At 52.3% G+C, this 19,287-nt stretch carries 16 protein-coding genes; 6 read left to right on the forward strand and 10 right to left on the reverse strand.

What is annotated here, in order from left to right; all coding sequences use genetic code 11:
* Positions 1–80: 80 nt before the first annotated feature.
* Positions 81–398 carry an L-rhamnose mutarotase gene (gene rhaM, locus M3089_RS05240; protein ID WP_205107568.1) on the reverse strand — a complete coding sequence of 106 codons (318 nt, stop codon included), beginning with the start codon at positions 396–398 and terminating at the stop codon, positions 81–83.
* 24 nt (positions 399–422) lie between these two features.
* Positions 423–1,316, reverse strand: coding sequence for a glycosyltransferase family 2 protein (locus tag M3089_RS05245; RefSeq protein WP_249082220.1), 894 nt, complete (start codon positions 1,314–1,316; stop codon positions 423–425).
* Between the two features lie 139 nt (positions 1,317–1,455).
* Between M3089_RS05245 and M3089_RS05250 the strand changes: the two genes are divergently transcribed.
* Both M3089_RS05250 and M3089_RS05255 read left to right on the forward strand, forming a co-directional pair.
* Entirely contained in the window at positions 1,456–2,106 is a 651-nt protein-coding gene (locus M3089_RS05250; RefSeq protein WP_205107572.1) for a lipocalin-like domain-containing protein, read from the forward strand.
* 108 nt (positions 2,107–2,214) lie between these two features.
* Entirely contained in the window at positions 2,215–2,766 is a 552-nt protein-coding gene (locus tag M3089_RS05255; protein WP_205107574.1) for a 30S ribosomal protein S16, read from the forward strand.
* A gap of 45 nt (positions 2,767–2,811) precedes the next feature.
* Here M3089_RS05255 and M3089_RS05260 read toward each other — a convergent pair whose 3' ends face one another.
* The 7 genes from M3089_RS05260 to M3089_RS05290 form a co-directional block, all read right to left on the reverse strand.
* Positions 2,812–3,927 (reverse strand): glycosyltransferase family protein, encoded by a 1,116-nt coding sequence (locus M3089_RS05260; RefSeq protein ID WP_249082222.1) that lies wholly within the window; start codon positions 3,925–3,927, stop codon positions 2,812–2,814.
* A 5-nt stretch (positions 3,928–3,932) separates the two neighbouring features.
* Positions 3,933–4,913 carry a glycosyltransferase family 2 protein gene (locus M3089_RS05265; protein ID WP_249082225.1) on the reverse strand — a complete coding sequence of 327 codons (981 nt, stop codon included), beginning with the start codon at positions 4,911–4,913 and terminating at the stop codon, positions 3,933–3,935.
* Between the two features lie 335 nt (positions 4,914–5,248).
* Complete coding sequence (locus M3089_RS05270; RefSeq protein WP_249082227.1) at positions 5,249–6,232, reverse strand: glycosyltransferase family 2 protein; 984 nt, start codon at positions 6,230–6,232, stop codon at positions 5,249–5,251.
* Positions 6,225–7,712 (reverse strand): oligosaccharide flippase family protein, encoded by a 1,488-nt coding sequence (locus M3089_RS05275; protein ID WP_249082228.1) that lies wholly within the window; start codon positions 7,710–7,712, stop codon positions 6,225–6,227. The genes M3089_RS05270 and M3089_RS05275 overlap by 8 nt, the downstream gene beginning before the upstream one ends.
* A gap of 586 nt (positions 7,713–8,298) precedes the next feature.
* Positions 8,299–8,772, reverse strand: a complete 474-nt coding sequence (locus M3089_RS05280) for a hypothetical protein (protein WP_249082230.1) — start codon at positions 8,770–8,772, stop codon at positions 8,299–8,301.
* 10 nt (positions 8,773–8,782) lie between these two features.
* A complete protein-coding gene (locus M3089_RS05285) occupies positions 8,783–9,646 on the reverse strand; it encodes a sigma-70 family RNA polymerase sigma factor (protein ID WP_205107585.1) in 864 nt (287 codons plus the stop codon).
* Positions 9,647–10,261: 615 nt separating this feature from the next.
* The gene (locus M3089_RS05290) at positions 10,262–11,713 is read right to left on the reverse strand and encodes a Do family serine endopeptidase (RefSeq protein WP_205107587.1); all 1,452 of its coding nucleotides are present in this window, start codon (positions 11,711–11,713) and stop codon (positions 10,262–10,264) included.
* A gap of 494 nt (positions 11,714–12,207) precedes the next feature.
* Here M3089_RS05290 and uxuA point away from each other — a divergent pair, with 494 nt between their 5' ends.
* The 4 genes from uxuA to M3089_RS05310 all read left to right on the forward strand — a co-directional run bounded on the left by uxuA (position 12,208) and on the right by M3089_RS05310 (position 17,564).
* Positions 12,208–13,407, forward strand: a complete 1,200-nt coding sequence (gene uxuA, locus M3089_RS05295) for a mannonate dehydratase (RefSeq protein WP_249082231.1) — start codon at positions 12,208–12,210, stop codon at positions 13,405–13,407.
* A gap of 71 nt (positions 13,408–13,478) precedes the next feature.
* Complete coding sequence (locus tag M3089_RS05300) at positions 13,479–14,291, forward strand: SDR family oxidoreductase (RefSeq protein WP_249082232.1); 813 nt, start codon at positions 13,479–13,481, stop codon at positions 14,289–14,291.
* A gap of 1,000 nt (positions 14,292–15,291) precedes the next feature.
* On the forward strand, positions 15,292–16,731 hold the full coding sequence (locus M3089_RS05305; RefSeq protein ID WP_205107593.1) for a tagaturonate reductase: 1,440 nt from the start codon (positions 15,292–15,294) through the stop codon (positions 16,729–16,731).
* Positions 16,732–16,826: 95 nt separating this feature from the next.
* Entirely contained in the window at positions 16,827–17,564 is a 738-nt protein-coding gene (locus tag M3089_RS05310) for a TIGR02757 family protein (protein WP_205107595.1), read from the forward strand.
* A 111-nt stretch (positions 17,565–17,675) separates the two neighbouring features.
* Here M3089_RS05310 and proS read toward each other — a convergent pair whose 3' ends face one another.
* The gene (gene proS, locus M3089_RS05315) at positions 17,676–19,157 is read right to left on the reverse strand and encodes a proline--tRNA ligase (RefSeq protein WP_249082235.1); all 1,482 of its coding nucleotides are present in this window, start codon (positions 19,155–19,157) and stop codon (positions 17,676–17,678) included.
* Between the last annotated feature and the right edge of the window lie 130 nt (positions 19,158–19,287).

Raw genomic sequence — 19,287 nt, forward strand, 5'->3', positions numbered from 1 at the left:
TATTCGAGCATGGCCGTGCGCCAGAGGCTTATGCCTTGGCGTACGGCCATGCCTTTTTCTGCTCATTGTTGGTTGGTGGTTCAGTCCATGTGGAACAGTTCTTTGAGCGGTATTGAAACAGGCGAGTTGTCTGGGTTTACTTCCATTATGTCGGCCATCATGTCCCACCACTTCTGTGTTATCGGGTCGACATTTGTCGTGTCTTGGCTGTTTGTGTCTTTATCGCATTTCTGGACGGCAAACAGCAGGTTGGTTTCTTTGTCCCAGAATATGCTGTAGTCACTGACTCCTTGGTCTTTTATCATTTGTTTCAGCTCCGGCCATATTGCAGCGTGGCGCTTGGCATACTCTTCTTCGCAGCCTTTTTTAAGGATCATTTTGAATGCAAATCGTTTCATTTTGTTATTGGTTTTAGTTCGACATTAATATTGTTTGTTTGATATGAAGTATCCGATTCTGTAGATGTTGAGGAGCTTGAGGCATGGGTGGCTGCCTGTCAGGATACTTCGTTCAGCCTTGCCGAAGGCCCAGTGCCATGTCCTTACGCTGTAATAAAGCGGTGGCATGCGCCTCAGTGTATTGGCAAGGGTAAGCAAATGCGAGTAGCCTTTTAGCTCGTCGCTGAACGTTGATAGTATCCGGGCGTCAAGTTCTATCTTGTTTATGTAGTCGGGGTTGCTCTCGAAGTCGTTCATCACAACAGGGTTGTCGATGTGCAGCACTTTTATGTTTTTTTGCCTGAGCACCTTTCCGAAGTAGACATCTTCATACCTTTTCATCTTTTCTTCAAATTTTATTGAAAGGAAAAGGTCGCGTTGTATCATGAAGTTGGTGGAGCGGAAAGATTTGTATGGATTTCTGTTCCTCTGTTCTGCTGTGTGTGACGAAGCCTCGCGGCTTTCGTACAGGTAACGAAGGTTGCGTCTGTTGGCTTCCATGCTGCCTCCTATGTTAAGCCCGCCATTGACAACGCAACCCTGTATGCGCTTGTCGACATATTTCTTAATGAAATCTTGGTCTGGGATATCCATGTCGCAGTCGAGAAATATGAGCCATTCGTACTGGCTGAGTTCTGCCAGCCTGTTCCTCGTTGCAGCGCTGCCCTCATTGCGTTCTTTCCTTATGAACCGGCAATTGGCCATCGAGTTTATGGCGGAATTGCGTTCAACGGCGCCAAGGTCGGGCGAACCGTCGTCTGCTACAATAATTTCGTAGTTCAATGACGGTATGCTGTCGCAGAGCCTTTTTAGCGTAATTACTCTTTCAACGCATACTTGGTTGTATGCAGGCAGTAATATGGAAAGTCCTTCGTTCACGGGTATGTTGCTGTTACAATGTAATTTTCGTATCACAAAAGTAATCAAAAAAAATTAATGCAGGAACTTTCATGGGTTTTATTTGTGTATGTTATGATAAAGTATTAATTTTGCCACACATTTTAATATATAGTTATTTATGAAAAAGAATGTATTAATCAAGACACTGGTCATTGCATTGATGCTGGCCGGAAGTGCCACTGCGAACGCACAGATTGACTTGGGAAGCATTTTGGGAAGCTTGACCGGCAAGAGTTCAAGCAAGGAAAATACGTCCTCAACTACTAATCTTCTTTCTGGCTTGACGAACATTTTCTCAAGTGAAAAGCAGGCCAGCAAGAACAATCTGGTCGGTACTTGGGAATATTCCGAGCCGGCTATTGTCTTCGAGTCTGACAATCTGTTGGCCAAGGCTGGTGCCAGCATAGCATCAAGCAAGATTGAAGACAAGCTGCAGGAGCAACTTTCAAAATTCGGTTTCGAGTCGGGAGCTTTCAGCATTACCTTCAATGAGGACGGAACTTTTGAGGAAACGTTTAACGGCAAGAACATTCCTGGAAAGTGGGAAGTAAAAGACTCTAAGCTCTATCTTACGTTCGGAATGAAGGCTTTGCCCATCAACACGCAGTTGAGCGGCAACAAACTGATGTTTGTAACAGACGCCACAAAGCTCCTCGACCTGGTTAAGACAATTGGGAGCAAGTCGACTAATTCAAGCTTCCAGACCGTTACATCGTTGATGAAGAGCATAAATGGCATGCAGGCTGGCCTTACCCTTGTTAAAAAATAATAAAAGGCAGGGCTGCTACGGCCTTTTCTGTTGATAAAGTATTACCTTTGCACCCGTCATTACGGGTTAATGGCATAAAATTCAAACCTAATTAAACATTAAAATTAAATGGCAACAAAAATCAGATTGCAGCGCGGCGGTCGCAAAGGCTATGCTTTCTATAGCATCGTAATCGCTGACGTTAGAGCACCACGTGATGGTAAATTTACTGAGAAAATTGGTACTTACAACCCTAATACCAATCCGGCCACAGTAGATTTGAATTTCGACCGTGCACTCTATTGGGTGGAAGTTGGTGCACAGCCAACCGACACCGTGCGTAATATCCTCAGCCGTGAGGGTGTTTACCTTATGAAGCATCTGCGCGGAGGCGTTAAGAAGGGTGCCTTCGACGAGGCTACAGCACAGAAAAGGTTCGACGCTTGGAAGGCTGACAAGCAGAAGGGCTTGGACACAATCCGTGAGAAGGAAGAAAAGGCAAAGAAGGATGCCAAGGTGAAAGAGCTCGAAGCCGAGAAGAAGGTCAATGAGACTATAGCAAAGAAGGTGGCTGAAAAGAAAGCCGCTGTTGCTGCTGCCCAGGCTGAGGCCGAGGCACAGAAGGCCGCAGAAGAGGCTGCTGCTGCAACAGCTGAGGAGCAGGCACCCGCTGAGGCATAACTCATATGATTAATGATTACTAAGCACCGCGAGGCCGGAATCTCATTATGGGGTTCCGGCCTCGTGCGTATAGTAGTGTTCGTATTCTTTAGCCACCTTTACATAGTCATGGTGTTTCTTCACATATTCAATGCTTTGGGCTTTCAGCTTGCCTATCCGTTCGGTGTGGCATACCAATTGCTCTAACTCATGGCAGACGCTTTCGTAGTTTGGTTGTACGTTGATTATCGGTCGCAAATCCGTTTCATTTATAATGGAGTAGCTTTCTTCTTCGCCTCCTCCGATGCAGATAATGCCTTTCGACATGGCCAGCAGAGAGTTCATCGACGGGGTATAGCTGTATAATTGGTCCAATATGGCGTCGCTGCCGTTCATTAGCTTTTCGTATTCGGAGAAGGGCAGTGATTCAGCTTTTATCAGTTCCATTTTGTCCGGGTGCCTTTTTTGTATGTCCAAGGCAGCTTTCAGCATGATGTCTGTACCCTTATACTCACTCCGGCTTTTGTTTATCCCGATGAAAACCTTAAGTTTCCTGCCTGCCGTGTCGCCACGGTCATTGTCGGCCTGGCATTCGCCTGCCTTGATGGGGAAGGGTATGTATACCGTTTTGCGTGGCATGGCCGATGAATAGCAAACCCAATACTCATACAATCCGGCTATGATGCCGTCGCAATCGTTGGCTATAAACCTGTTCAGTCGTTCCTTGGCAGTGCCTATCCAGTCGTTCTGCTCCTTGATGGCATCTCTGTTTGTGCGCCTGACATTGCCTATGTTGAAGTCGCTGTATTTCAGTGGCATGTCGTTGATACAAGTGTTCACCCAATACCAGTCCATTCCGAAAGCGCACAAAAACACTTTTTTGTTGTGTTTGCGCAAGTATTTGTATATTGGGAATATCCTTTCGGCCTTCAGTTCAACGAACATAGGGTTGATCAGCTGCACAACGTCATACCCCCTCAGTTTAGGCAGCAGCGAGTATATCTTGAGCAACAGGGCCATCCCGCCAATCTTACCTTTGCGTCTCACCAACGATATGTCGCGAGGGTAATCCTTCCAGAAGTCACCGTTGGAGGCAACGGTTACCTGATGACCGAGCGCCCTGAGCCCTTCTGCCAGCGTAGCGTGCACATTGCTGTATTCGCCTAACAACAGTATCTTCATCTTGCTTATTTTACCAATGTCAGTGTATGCCGCAAGATGTAGAGGCCCGTCTTAGAGTTTGCAAGTTTCCTGAACCATATATACTTCTGCGAATAGTCCCTGTCGGGCAGGGGGTAGAGCCCCACCTTCTGCAGTCGCATCAACCGCGTTTCGAGTTGGCTTTGCGATTTTGTCATTTTGATGATGTTGTATATATAGTCCATTGTCAGCTGTGCCACCCGCCTTTGCAGCGCCGTGCTTTCTGCCATTGGCAGTGTTGTCGATATGTCGTGCAGGTGCTTGATTATCTGTTCAAAGTCATTCAATCGTTTCAGGATGTGCTTCTTGTCTTTCTTTGTTGTTATCGAGCCTGTCCTTTTTCTGTAGAAGTAAGCCTTGTAGTCTGTGTCGTAAACTTTCTCCGCGCGCAACAGCAACTGAGGGGTAAACTCCTCATCTTCGTGCAGAATGCCCGGCGAGAATTTCAGTCCCATCAGTATATCCTTCCTGAACAGGTAGCCCCAGGCCGACGCATGGATGTTGTTGTTGTTCATAAACACAGTTCCGTCCACCGCATCGAGGTTTTTTATCTTGGGTTTGGCACTGTCTGTGTCGGTATAGTCGAACAGCACCATGTCGGGGTCTTTAAACCTCGCCAAGTCAAGGCACTGTTCATAAATGTTAGAAACAATCTTGTCATCGCCGTCGATGAATTGTATGTATTTGCCTGTTGCAATGTCCAGGCCTATGTTCCTTGCGGCACTGAGCCCTCTGTTTGGTTGTCTCAGATATATTATGTCATCACAATAAGCCATTAGTTCAGGCATGGGACACTGCTGCGAACCGTCGTCAACTATGATGATTTCTTTCTCAGAGCGGCTCAGCGACAGGGCCAATACACTGTCTATGCACTCGCGCACCATGTCCATTGGTAAGTTATAACATGTGATTATAAAGCTTATCAATGGTGTTTTTTTATCTGTTTGTGTTGATGGTTGGCTTTGCATATATTGGTCGTTTCGTTATTGAATACGAATGCAAAATTACAATAATATTTTATATTTCCAATGGTTTGGTGCAACCATTTGAATGATAAACTTTCAGCTGGGCGTCTGCAAAACGTTGCAGGTGGCAGTCAAACCGCCCACAATCAAATGATTTTAGCGGAAGTAGACCTGTGATGCTTAAATGCTTTTGTATATCGCCGGTCAAGCATTTTCCGCCCGGTTTAATGTGCTTCGTTTCTTCCATGGCTACAAAGGGCGTCGGCCATGTCGTGGTGGCTTCATACCGTGGTGGCGTTATCAGTCTCCCGGTCCCCCCTTGGCGTATCACCGCAGCCTTATTTACGGTTTCTCCCCAAGATTGCGCGCAAAGAGAAATACAGCCATTCCTGCACCCTGAAAAGGCCCCATGTGGGCGCGTGGCGGTAGCCGAACTTCCTTTTGAGCGCATCCGGCAACCTGGCGGTGTCTGTGGTTCGCCATGCCCTCTCAAGCTCCCCCAAGCCGTACGAGCGTTCATTGCAGTCCAACTCGTTGGCGTGGCAGTGGTAGAACATATACGTGTCGATGAGTATCAGCCAGCGTTGCTGTTCATATTCTGCCATGATGTTTTCTGAGACTCCCATCAGCTCAAGTTGCCTTTTCATGCTTTCGGCGGCTTTCAGGTAGTCAAACCGCTTCACGCTGACTGCGTGGGTTGCCGATGCCGGGTGCTGGCGGTAGTGGTAGATGCCGCGGCAACGCCTCACCTCACGTGACGCCAGGTAGTGAATCCTTGTGGTGTTGTCGTCGCTGTACAGCCTGCATGTCTCGTCGTACGGCCATTTCCTGTGTATTGATGCCCTTACCATGTACAGTCCGTGAATTGTCCACGACAGGCTCATCCTGAACGCCTCGAGGCCCGTCAGGGCTTTGAAGTCGGGCATGGCGTAGGCCTCCTGCCTTCCGTCGTATTCCATCATGACGTCGAACAGCACCGCGTCCGTGGCCTCGTTGTTTTTGAACACGCTTACAGCCTGTTGTATGGCGTCGTCTGAAAACCAGTCGTCAGCATCGAGCATGCATACGTAGTCGCCTGTCGATTGCGCCAGGCCAACGTTGCGTGCGTGGGCCTGCCCTTTGTTTTCGTCAAGCGAAAAGACCCTTATGCGTGCGTCGCGCTTTGCGTATGTGCGCAATATCGACAGCGACGAGTCTGTCGAGCAGTCGTCTATGCATATCACTTCTATGTCATGGTGCGTCTGCGCCAAGAGTGAGTCCAGGCATGTCTGCAAGTATTTTTCGGCATTGTATACGGCCACGAGAATAGACACCTTATCCATTGTGCAGCAGCTTGGATTTTAGTTTGTTCCAAAGCGAAGTCTTTTTGTATATGATGTATGCCGAGGCTGCACCGCTTGCGATGGTTATTATTGTGCCGAGCGCAACATATATCCATTCGCATGAGATGTGTGTGACGGCATATGCCGAGAAGCCCAGCGGCAGTTGGAGCAATGCGTAGCGGTAGACCTGCGACGACACGCGGTACTTGTATCTCACGTGGGCGTAGGCCAGAATCATTGCAAGGTCAAGTATGTACGACAGCGTCAGGGCAATTCCCGTGCCTATCAATCCCCATTGGTTATAGCCGAACACTATCAGCAGCACCAGCATGGCGTCGTATGCCGTTTCGAGTATGAAATATGCCACTGAGTCGCCGTGTGCCAGTGTGACATAGGCTATGGGGAGCGACATTGCCTTGAAGTACATTGACAGGGCGGCCACCTGCGCCATCGACACCACTGGCGCGAAACTGTGGCTGTAGAGCAGCGGCATGAGTATGGGCAATGCCAGTATCAGCAGTGCCAGCATGGGCGATATGATGAGCAGCGACACTTCTATCTGCCGGTTGACCATCAGGTTGGTGGCCGCCACGTCGTCGTTTACCGACGATACCCGTGGAAAATAGTCGGTCTCCATGGCCGAGAACACCATGCCGGCATAGGTCACCGTGAGCACATATCCGGCATTGTAGAGCCCCACGATGTCAAGGCCCGCCTTGACGTTGAGGAATGAGCGTATCACCATCTCGGCCCCGCTGCCCATTATTCCGGTCAGCACAAAGGCTATGCCGAGCCTCACCATTGGCATGCCTTCGCCTATGAGGCTGCGGCAACCGTTCAGTTTCAGCGGGTAGAAACGGTAGGAATACATGATTGTGAAAGCCATGTCGGCCATGGCTACCAGCAATATGACGGGGACGATGCCGCTTTGTCCGAAGAAGTAGTATACCGGTACGGAAATCACCAGGGCTGCAAACACCGAGTAAATCTGTATCGTGGCCAGCGCGCGCAGTTTGCGCGCCCCTTTTAGTATGGCCGTCTCGCCGCCGGTGATGGCGAGCATGCCAACGACGGGCGACAGCAGTATGAAATGCAGCGTGTGGTCGCCCCATGAGAATGTGTAGTCGCTGAGCATGGGGCCGAGCAGCGCGCAAAGCGCCATGCCGAACAAGGCGGTGATGAGGCTCCACGTCCTGATTATCTTGATGAAGTGCAATATGCGGCTCTCGTCGCCACGGTCAAAAATCTCTGCAATGTGTTTCACCGCGCTGAACGACAGGCCCAGGCTCGTGGCTTGCGACATAAACGTTATCGCCGAATTGAAAAGCGACACAAGGCCCATGCCCGACGGGCCAAGCAACAGGGCTACGAGTTTGTTGCGTACAAGCCCTATGATGATGTTCAGGCCTTGCACACCGCCGAAAATGCCAGTGTATTTTAGCACGTGGCTGTAGCTGGTTTTCGATTCTGCGTCGTCCATCTGGTTATTCAACGTATTTCTTTTCCGTTTATTATGCCTGTTGCCTGATTTTGTGTGTTGTGCTATCTGTTCATGCGCAGCCTTGGGGCGTGGGCGCGTTGCCGGCGGCAGTCGGTGTTTGGCGTGCATCTGTAGATGTCTCGCCATGGCCGGCTTGCCTTGCTTCTTGCAATGTTGTGCCACTGCATCGCCTTTTTGCCGGCTGCCAGCAAGGCCGGTAGGCGGTGGCCTATTGTTGTTTTGTTTGTGCCGAATGCCCTGTTGTGACCGGGTTTACGCGGCTTTGCCGGTGGTGGCCGGTGGGCTTGCCTCCAAAATGCAGGGTGGTTGCCTGGGGGCAGTCCGCTCCCACTTCATGTGCCGTGGCCATGCAGCAGGCCCTGTTTGCCGGCATGTATGGTTGCGCTCATGCGTAAGCCCCGCCAACCGGGGAACCTTTGACGGTGGTCTCCGGTTGGTGGGGCTGTTCCTGTCCCGGCGCTTGCCGGACATGCTCATCGGTGTCGGCGTTTGCCTCAGCCCGGGCCTTGGCTTTTGCCTGTGGCCATTGTGGCGGTTGTGGTGCAGCCTTGCCCGCGGGCCGGCGTCATCGGGCTTGCACGCTGCCCTGTGCCGGTGGCGTCACGGCGTCGCCTTCCTCATAGCTCATGTCTATGGTCTGGAACTTGAAGTCGCCCTCGTCTATGTATCTCACGTCGTACATGCCGGGGCTTTCTTCTACGTACAGCTTTTTCAGCTTCAGGTATTTTTTCTCGGCTTCCTTTCTTGAGCGGGCATACATAACCAGGCAAGTGCGGTTCTTAAGGTGCAGCTTGTCCGACAGATAGTTACGCAGTTGGTACGAGTAGTTTTCGCGTCCGAGCAAGAATTTCGATTTGTTGTCAATCCACGCGCTGTCCACTTTCTGTACATTGGTCATGTAGATTGTAGAGTCGGTGAACGAAGCAGAAAAGCCAAAGATGTAAATGCTGGGCACAGCCTTGCCTTTGGCACTCAACTCTCCGGCTGCGAGCACCATGGTGAACAGCAGCGCGGCAAAAGAGCATTTGAAAAGTCTCATTTTTGTATTGTTATTGTCCTAAATATGCTTTGAGTATTTTGTTCTTCGTGCTGTTGCGCAGTCTTCTTATCGCTTTCTCCTTTATCTGCCTTACACGCTCGCGCGTCAGCCCGTATTTGGTGCCTATCTCGTCGAGAGTCATCTCGGGTTGGTTGATGCCGAAAAACGCCTCTATGACATTGCGTTCGCGCTCGTTGAGGGCCTGGAGGGCGGTGTTGATTTCTGCGCGGAGCGACTCGAGCACCAGCGACTTGTCGGCCATTGGCGAGTCGTCGTTGACCAGCACGTCAAGCAGCCCGTTGTCTTCGCCGTCGGCAAACGGAGCGTCGACAGACACGTGCCTGCTGTTTATCTTGAGCACATCGTCTATCTTGTCTTCCGGCAAGTCTACCTTCTCGGATATCTCTTCTATCGACGGTTTGCGCTCGTATTCTTGCTCAAACTTGTTGAGCACTTTGTTTATCTTGTTCACCGAGCCCACTTGGTTGAGCGGCAGCCTCACTATGCGGCTCTGCTCGGCTATGGCTTGCAGTATGCTTTGCCTTATCCACCACACTGCATAGGATATGAATTTGAAACCGCGGGTCTCGTCAAATTTCTCGGCAGCCTTTATCAGGCCCACGTTGCCTTCATTGATGAGGTCGGGTAGGCTCAAGCCTTGGTTTTGGTATTGCTTGGCCACTGACACAACGAACCTCAGGTTTGCTTTAGTAAGCTTTTCGAGGGCTTTGCGGTCGCCTTTCTTGATTCTTTGCGCCAATTCCACTTCCTCTTCAACAGACACAAGCTCCTCCTTGCCTATCTCTTGCAGGTATTTGTCAAGTGACTGGCTTTCACGGTTGGTTATTGATTTGTTGATTTTAAGTTGCCTCATTGGAGAATAGGGTTTTAGTGTTTGCAAAGATTGTGCATGCCGTGGCAGTGAGGACATGTTTGCCTGTTTGTCAGGCGCAACCTATTTTCTGCAAAGATAATGATAAATTTCCACAATGCAAAATCTTTTTGCGAAAACTTTACTGCATTTTTGAAATGCATTGCCGGTTTTGTTACATCGTTGTGTTCGGCTGAATGCTGTTTGCTGTGGTGGTGCTTGCGGCTGCCGCTTTCCGTCCGGTTTTGTTACATGCTCGGAGTCGCGTTGGCACGGCTGCCGTTTCGTGGCTCAATATGGGCTGTTTGGCATGCCGGTTCGGCCTGTTTTGGCGGCCGGCATGGGTCGTTTTGCGTTGTGCTGCCGGTTTTGTGGCGTTATTGCCTGTGCTTCAGCGTGTTGTGCTTGCAGCCTCAGGCCGTGCCCTCGTTGCGAAAAATGTTTAGTCCCAGGCCGTGCCTTGCCGTGGGGCTGCGTAGGCTGGCCGGCCTCAGGGTGGCTTGCGGCTCGTGTAGCCCGCTGGCCGACGGCGGTCGGGGCAGGCATGCAAAAGGCGCCCGCGGGTTGTTCCGCGGGCGCCTCGTGGTTGTTGTGCCATTGCCGTCGTATGGCTGCCTGTCAGTTGTCTTGCAGCGGAACGGCAAAGTAAGCCTTCTTGCCTGTCGGGTAGATGCCCTGTATGTAGAGCACAGGCTCCTTGCTTGTCGAGGCGTCTCTTACGGCCTTCTGCAAGTCTTCTATCGTGTTGATGCTCTGGTCGTTCACCTTCTGGATGATGAACCCGCGGTTGATGCCGGCATCTTTCAGCTTGCCGTTGTTCACCTTCAGCACTTCAAGTCCGTAGCTTATGTCGAGCTGCCTCTTCTGGTCGTCGGTCACCTCGCGGAAGTTGGCACCCAGCACGTCGAGGTCGGCATGCTTTACCACCTTCACGGTGCCCTGCTCGTTCTTGAGCGTCACGGTCTCTGTGTGCTTCTTCTTCTCATGCAGGTAAGTGATTGATATCTTGTCGCCGGGACGCTTCCTTGCTATGATTTCCTGGAGCTCGGCCATCCTTGTCACCTTTTCGCCATCCACGGCAACGATTACGTCGCCTTCTTTTATTCCGGCGTCAGAAGCGGCGCCGTCCTCAAGCACCTTTGCAACGTAGATGCCTTCCATAGTGCCCAGGTCAATGTCCTTGCCTTGGTCTTTCTGGCTGTCAACATAGTCTTTTACGTTGCTTCCCTGTATGCCTACCCATGCACGCTGCACAGTGCCATACTTCTTGAGGTCGTCTACCACCTTGTTCATTATGGTTGTCGGTATGGCAAATCCGTAGCCGCTGTAAGAGCCCGTCTGCGAGTAGAGCATGGCGTTGATGCCCACAAGTTCGCCGCGGGTGTTGACAAGGGCTCCGCCGGAATTGCCCGCATTGATGGCGGCGTCGGTCTGTATGAACGACTCAACGCTGTTGGCCCCGAGCCTGCGCGCCTTTGCACTTACTATGCCGGCGGTGACCGTATTGTTGAGTCCGAGGGGGTTGCCCACTGCCAGCACCCACTCGCCAACCTTGATGTCGTCGCTGTTGGCTATCACGATGGCAGGCAGGTTCTTGCCGTCAATCTTGATGAGGGCCAGGTCGGTGGTCTTGTCGGCGCCAATTATCCTTGCCGAATACTCCTTGTTGTCGTTCAGTGTGACGGTCAGCTCGTCGGCACCGTCAACCACGTGGTTGTTTGTTACGATGTAGCCGTCGGCCGAGATTATCACGCCCGAGCCTGTGGCAGTCTTCCTCGGGGTTTGCACCTGGCGCTTTTGCGAGCCGCCGTTGCCGCGTCCGAAGAAGCCGCCGAACGGGTCGAAGAAGAAATCGCTGAACGGGTCGCTCTGTACGTCGATGGTCTTCACCTTGCTGTTCTGCACGTATTTTATATGCACGACAGAGGGGAGGGCCTTTTCGGCAGCGTAGGTTAAGTCAACGGGTTGCCCTGCCGGCGTGGCGGCCCCTGCCTTGTTGAAGGCTGCGACCGAGAATACAATCGCCACCAGGCATACGGCCGGCAGCAGATAATTGATGATCTTTTTCATTCTCTTATTGTTTTATATTCATTAATACTGTTCGTTTTGATGTCTGCAAATATAGAGGCAAATTTTTGAAATCTGTCATTTTGTCCTATTCTTTTGTCTGATTTTAACAGTTAGAATAAACGACTTAACTACAGTTTGCGCTTGGTATTTGAAGACTAAAAAAACGTAAACATAATATGGTTTAAAATGTCTTTAAGTTCCTGACAGGCTATGCCGCAGCAAGGCTTCGGGCCCGGCGTTGGCGATGACCCGTGGCGTTGCAACATGTGGCGGCGGCTTGGCCATGGCGTCCGGCATGCCTTGGCGCGGTGTAAATATATTTTCTTGCAAACGTTTACACAACAAAAAAGCCCGTGGGGCGTTTCGCCGTGTCACTAATTTATATACCTTTGCAGTGTGAAAAGCAGCAGCGTGGGGTATACAACGGGTTTGTTGCAGCCTCCGTTGCCCTTGTTTCCGTCTGTTTAATAATATGAACCTAAGCAAGACATAAAATGGAAAGAACGTGGAGATGGTTTGGCAAGAACGACAAGATAACCCTTGCCATGCTAAAGGAAATTGGTGTGCAGGGCATTGTGACCGCATTGCACGACGTGCCCAACGGCGAGGTGTGGTCGCGCGAAAAGATTAGCGACTTGCGCAAGTACATCGAGAGTTACGGCATGCGTTGGTCGGTGGTTGAGAGTCTGCCTGTGTGCGAAAGCATAAAGTATGCGGGCCACGACCGCGACCACCTCATAGCCAACTACAAGGAGAGCCTCAAGAATCTTGCTCTTGAGGGCATACATACCGTTTGCTACAACTTCATGCCGGTGCTTGACTGGGCCCGCACCGACCTGGAGCACCCCAACCCGAACGGCACAACCAACCTTTATTTCTCGCATGCTCAGTTTGCCTATTTCGACATTTGCATACTGAAGCGCGAAGGAGCAGCTGCCGACTGGCCTGCAGATGTGTTGGAGGAAGTGGAGAAACTGAAGAAGACCATGACTCCCGACGACGACCACAAGCTGGTGGAAAACATCATCGTGAAGACGCAGGGGTTTGTCAGCGGCAACATCCGCGAGGACGATGAGCACCCGGTGGAGCTCTTCCGCCAGCTGCTCGACCTGTACAAGGGCATCACCAAAGACCAGTTGCGCGAGAACATGCGCTATTTCCTCGAGGCGATAATGCCCGTTTGCGATGAGTACGACATGCGCATGTGCGTGCATCCCGACGACCCGCCATTCCCCATCCTGGGCCTGCCGCGCATAGTGACGTGCGACGAAGACATCAGGTGGTTCCTCAATGCCGTCGACAACCCGCACAACGGCCTCACGTTCTGCGCCGGGTCGCTATCGGCCGGGGCCCACAACGATGTGGTCGACTTGGCCCGCAAGTATGCCGGACGCACATGGTTTGTCCATCTGCGCTCATGCCACGTGTTCCCGAACGGCGACTTTACCGAGGCGTCGCACCTGGGCGGGCGCGCCGACATCATAGAGCTGGCCCGCATATTCGAGAAGACCAACCCCGAACTGCCAATGCGCGTTGACCATGGAATGACCATGCTCGGCGACGAGAGCAGGGGCTACAATGCCGGTTACAGCTTCCTCGGGCGTATGTTTGCCATGGGGCAGGTGCAGGGAATACTTGCCACCGTCGACCGAGAGCTCGGCATAGAGTACAGGCAGCCGGGCTTTTACGAGTGATGGCGCCTTCATCTTAATATATAGCAAAGGTTTACTGCCGGCGTATGCCGGCCGAAATAATATATCAGGAAATGAAAAACTTGTTTGACATAAAGGATTACGTGGTAGTAATCACCGGCGGTACGGGTGTGCTTGGGCGCGCCATCGCCAAGTATTTGGCGCTCAACGGGGCCAAGGTTGTTATATTGGGCCGCAAGGAAGAAGTGGGCCGCGAGATAGTGGACGACATCGAGAAAGAGGGCGGATGCTGTGAGTTTATGAAGACCGACGTGATGTCGCTGCCGACCGTGCAGGGCAATTGCGACGAGATAATGGCAAAGTATGGGCGCATAGACACGCTGCTCAATGCTGCCGGGGGCAACATGAAGGGGGCTACCATCGGCCCCGACCAGAACTTCTTCGACCTCGAGCCAACCCAGTTCCAGACGGTGCTCGAGCTCAACCTCACCGGTACGGTTATACCCACGCAGGTGTTTCTGAAGCCGATGGTGGCCCAGGGCAAGGGCTCGATTATAAATTTCTCGTCGATGGCTGCCTTCCGCCCGATGACACGCGTGTGCGGCTATGCCGCTGCAAAGGCCGGTATTAGCAACTTCACGGCCTTCATGGCCACAGAGTGTGCCAAGAAGTTTGGCGAGGGCATACGCGTCAATGCCATTGCCCCGGGCTTCTTCATCACCGAGCAAAACCGCTCGCTGCTGACCAATCCCGACGGCTCTTACACCCAACGGGGCCAGGACGTGATACGCCAGACGCCATTCGGGCGTATGGGTGAGCCCGAGGAACTGTGCGGCACCATACACTACCTGATGAGCGATGCGGCAAAGTTTGTCACAGGTACGGTGGCCGTTGTCGACGGAGGCTTCAATGCCTTTGCCATGTAAGACTGCGGATAAGCAATTTGATGAATGATAGTAGAGGCGGACTCCGGCGCATGGCACCGGTGCTCCGCCTTTTCTGGCTGGAAGGCAGCTGTGGCTTAATGGGCTTCGGCCATGCGGCGCTCGGTGAGATTCATGCCCGTGGGCTACGGGGTTGGCCTGTGAAAATAGTTTACTCTTTGCCATGTGGCTACGTTGCTTGCCATCAGTTGGCTGCTATGGCGGCCGGCGGCTGGATGGCTGTGGGGGCCTGTTGCCTGCCACTTGGTGTGCGTGGGCAATGTGTCTTTATTGTTGTCGTTGCATGCCGGTGCCATCGTCGGCAGCCGGCGGCCGCGACCTTTCATGCAGGTTCACCCCGTGGGTGGGAGTGTTGCATGGTTGTCGGCGCTGCGGTCGGTTGGCCTGGTTGCGCGCAACATCACAATCGGCCTGTTGGATTTGCTTTTAGGCTAACCCGCTGGGTGCCAGTAGGTTAGTGCATGGATGCTGCGTCGGTTGAAGAAATGGCCCATTTGGGGTTCTGATATGGGCCGTTTTGCATTGCCAAACGGCCCGTGTGGTGATGCCGAACGGGCCGTTTGGCCCATGCACACGTAGGCGGCAGCTGTCTTGTGGCGCGCCATGCGTCATCGGCCGGTGGCGCCCTGTGGGCCGAGCGCTGCTTTTTGCTTCATCATCGGGCGTTTCGCCATGTCCCGTGAGGCATGCCTTGTGTGCTGGTGCAACTATGTTTGTGCTTCGACGGCTCCAGATGCTTCGTTTCGTTCGCCCTGTTGCTTACAACGTCGGAATGTTTATCCCGGATGTCGGCGGCCGGTTGCGATTGGCATGGTGTGTGCTGTTGCGCGGCATCCTCGGCAAGGGGGTATGGCCGCCGTGGCGGTGCGTGCCCGCCAACGTAAACCTTTACGTTATAAATATTATCCCAATTATTTGCATGAATGCCAAAAACGCCGTATCTTTGCAATACGCAACAAGAACAAAATTATAATACATTATTATGAAACCATTAAACAAACATTTTGCGCCCAAGAGCGTTATGCCCGAAAAGGTAATCCAATTTGGTGAGGGCAATTTCCTCCGTGCTTTTGTTGACTGGATTATCTGGAACATGGATCAGAAGACCGACTTCAACGGTTCTGTGGTTATTGTTCAGCCGCTGGAGCATGGAATGGTCGACTGGCTCAACGGCCAGGACTGCCTGTACCATGTCAACCTGCAGGGCCGCGAGAATGGACAGCCTGTCAATACGCTTGAGCGTATCGACGTGGTTAGCCGTGCGCTTAATCCATACACACAGAATCAGGCATTCATGGCATTGGCCGACCAGCCTGAGATGCGTTTCGTAATCTCTAACACAACCGAGGCCGGAATTGCATTCGACCCGTCGTGCAAGCTCGACGACGCGCCGGCAGCATCTTATCCCGGAAAGCTCGTGCAGCTGCTCTATCGCCGCTGGCAGACTTTCAACGGCGACCCGACCAAGGGACTCATCATATTCCCCTGCGAATTGATTTTCCTCAACGGCCATGTGCTCAAGGATTGCATCAACAAATATATCGAGCTGTGGAAGCTGCCGAAGGAGTTCAAGGAGTGGTTCGACAACAGTTGCGGCGTTTACGCCACACTCGTAGACAGGATTGTGCCCGGATTCCCGCGCAAGGAGATTGCCGAGATTCAGGAGAAGATAAGCTATCGCGACAACCTTGTGGTTCAAGCCGAGAACTTCCACCTGTGGGTTATCGAGGCTCCGAAGGAGGTTGCCAACGAGTTCCCTGCCGACAAGGCCGGGTTGCACGTGCTCTTCGTTCCGTCGGAGGAGCCTTACCACAAACGCAAGGTGACATTGCTCAACGGCCCTCACACGGTGCTTTCGCCTGTGGCTTTCCTCAGCGGGGTCAACATCGTGCGCGATGCCTGCAACCACGAGGTCATCGGCAAGTATATACATAAGGTGCAGTTTGACGAGCTAATGCAGACTCTTGACCTGCCGATGGAGGAGCTTGAGAAGTTTGCTAAGGACGTATTGGAGCGTTTCGACAACCCGTATGTAGACCACCAGGTGACGAGCATCATGCTTAACTCGTTCCCCAAGTTCTGCGCCCGCGACCTGCCAGGTGTCAAGACATACCTTGAGCGCAAGGGTGAGCTGCCAAAGGGCCTCGTGTTCGGGCTTGCTGCAATCATCACTTACTATAAGGGAGGCAAGCGTGAGGACGGAACCGAGATTGTGCCCAACGACTCTCCGGAGATCATGGACTTGCTCAAGGAACTCTGGGCAACGGGAGACACGCAGAAGGTTACCGACGGTGTGCTCGGCGCAACGTTCATCTGGAACGAGGACCTCAATGAAATCAAGGGCCTCAACGGTCTTGTCAAGCAGTATCTTGACCTCATCCAGGAGAAGGGTATGCTTGAGGCCGTCAAGACAATACTGTAATTTCAGTGCATCAAGATAGGAATTATTTTTTATAGTTAATGTGGGCATTGGGAGCTGTGAGGGTTCTCAGTGCCCTTTTTCGCTGTTTTCAAGATATGGAAGATGTAAAGCAACTCCTGGCGGAATATGCCAGACGGTATGAGACCCCCGACTTCCTTCCGGCCGACCCGAGCTGTTTCATGCATAAGGTTGACGGCGACCTGAACAGGGAGACGCTGGCTTTCATAGCGTCGTGCCTGAGCTATGGCAGCAGGAAGCAGTTTTTCCCGAAAATCCAGTATGTGCTCGATTGTGCTCATGGCGAAGTGTACGACTGGGTGGTGTCAGGCAACTTTTCGGCAGACATACCCGACGATGACTCCAGATGCTATTACCGCTTGTATACATTCCACACGATGAACCGCTTTCTTCATGCCCTTAGGGACATGCTCTTGGAGCATGGGTCGATAGGCAGGTTTGTGGAGCGCAATGCCACCGACGGTTATTCGGCAGTGGTGGCTATATGCGGGTATTTTGCCTCAAAGGACATAGAGGTAATCATTCCAAAAGACACTAAGTCGGCTTGCAAGCGCGTGTGCATGTTCCTAAGGTGGATGGTGCGCGACGGCTCGCCTGTAGACTTGGGCCTGTGGGGGCATTTCATAGATAAGCGAACGCTTATAATGCCCATGGATACGCATGTGGTGCAGGAAGCGGTCAGGCTTGGGCTGCTCTCCAGCAAGGCGGCTTCGATGTCGGCGGCGAGGAAACTGACCTCGAAAATGGCCGAGATATTTCCCGACGACCCGCTCAAGGGCGACTTCGCCTTGTTTGGTTACGGTGTCAACCACTGACGCATGCCGTGGCAGGCACAGGTCGCCCGGAGAATAGAAAAAGGGGATTGGAAGCCATTCCAATCCCCTTTGTTACTTCGCCTCTGGCTATGTTGCAGCCTGTGGCGGTTGTCAGTAGCTCCTTGCTATGATGACACGGCATTTCGCCGGCTTGCCGCTCACCATGTCTACGCCCGGAGTCTGCTCGTAAGCGAACGGGACGCAGCGTATTGTGGCCTGTGTCTCTTCTTTTATCTTTGCCTCGGTCTCGGCCGTGCCGTCCCAATGGCAGAGGAAGAAACCGCCGTCCTTGATGCGCTCCTTGAACTCTTCGTAATTGTCGCATTCATATACGTGAGCGTCGCGGAATGCCCTTGCTTTCTCGAATATGTTCTTCTGGATGTCGTCGAGCAGGGTGGTTATGTGCTCCACGATGCCCTCAAGAGGCAGTGTTTCCTTTTCGAGCGTGTCGCGCCTCATCAGTTCTATCGTGCCGTTCTCCAGGTCGCGGCCTCCCATTGCCAGCCTTACGGGCACGCCCTTCAGCTCATAGTCGGCAAACTTGAAGCCCGGACGCTTGTTGTCTGCGTCGTCGTATTTCACGCTGATGCCTTTCTCGCGCAGTGCGTTTATTACCGGTGTAAGCTTCTCGGTGATTGCGGCCAGCTGGTCGGCTCCCTTTGTTATGGGTATGATAACCACCTGTATGGGGGCCAGTTTCGGCGGAAGCACCAGTCCGTTGTCGTCGGAGTGGGTCATGATGAGGGCTCCTATGAGTCGTGTCGACACACCCCACGAGGTGGCCCAGACGTACTCCGGCTTGTTGTCCTTGTTCAGGAAGGTAACGTCGAACGCCTTGGCAAAGTTCTGGCCGAGGAAGTGGCTCGTGCCGCTCTGCAGGGCCTTGCCGTCTTGCATCATCGCCTCGATGGTGTAAGTGTCCAGCGCTCCGGCGAAGCGCTCGGTCTCGCTCTTCACGCCTTGAAGCACGGGGACGGCCATCCAGTTCTCCGCGAAGTCGGCATATACCTTCAGCATCTGCTGTGCCTCGGCTTCGGCTTCCTCGCGGGTGGCGTGCGCGGTGTGGCCTTCCTGCCACAGGAATTCGCTCGTGCGCAGGAATGGGCGCGTGCGCATCTCCCATCTCATTACATTGCACCACTGGTTGCACAGCAGTGGCAGGTCGCGCCAAGAGTGTATCCAGTTTTTGTATGTATTCCATATTATGGTCTCCGAGGTGGGGCGGATAATCAATTCTTCTTCCAGACGGGCGGCGGGGTCTACTTCAACTCCGCTCTTGTCTTCTTTGGCACGGAGGCGGTAGTGGGTCACTACGGCGCATTCCTTGGCAAAACCTTCAACGTGTTCGGCTTCTTTAGACAGGAAAGACTTTGGTATCAGGAGCGGGAAGTATGCGTTTTGCACGCCTGTCTGCTTGAACATCAAGTCCAGCTGATGCTGCATCTTTTCCCATATTGCGTAGCCGTATGGCTTGATTACCATGCAGCCCCTTACTGCGGCCTGCTCTGCGAGGTCGGCTTTCACGACAAGGTCGTTGTACCACTGGCTATAGTTGTCAGCCCGTTTAGTTAAATCCTTCAATTCTTTAGCCATATCAAAACAGTATATTTAATATTTTTTGACTGCAAAATTACAAAAAAAACTTGGAAATGTGGTGGAATATCAATAAATAGATTACCTTTGCATATCGAATTTTATGTTCAACAATCAAAATTATACCACA

Origin of the sequence: Marseilla massiliensis (genome assembly GCF_023336985.1) — a bacterium.
In the GTDB taxonomy this organism is placed as follows: domain Bacteria; phylum Bacteroidota; class Bacteroidia; order Bacteroidales; family Bacteroidaceae; genus Prevotella; species Prevotella intestinigallinarum.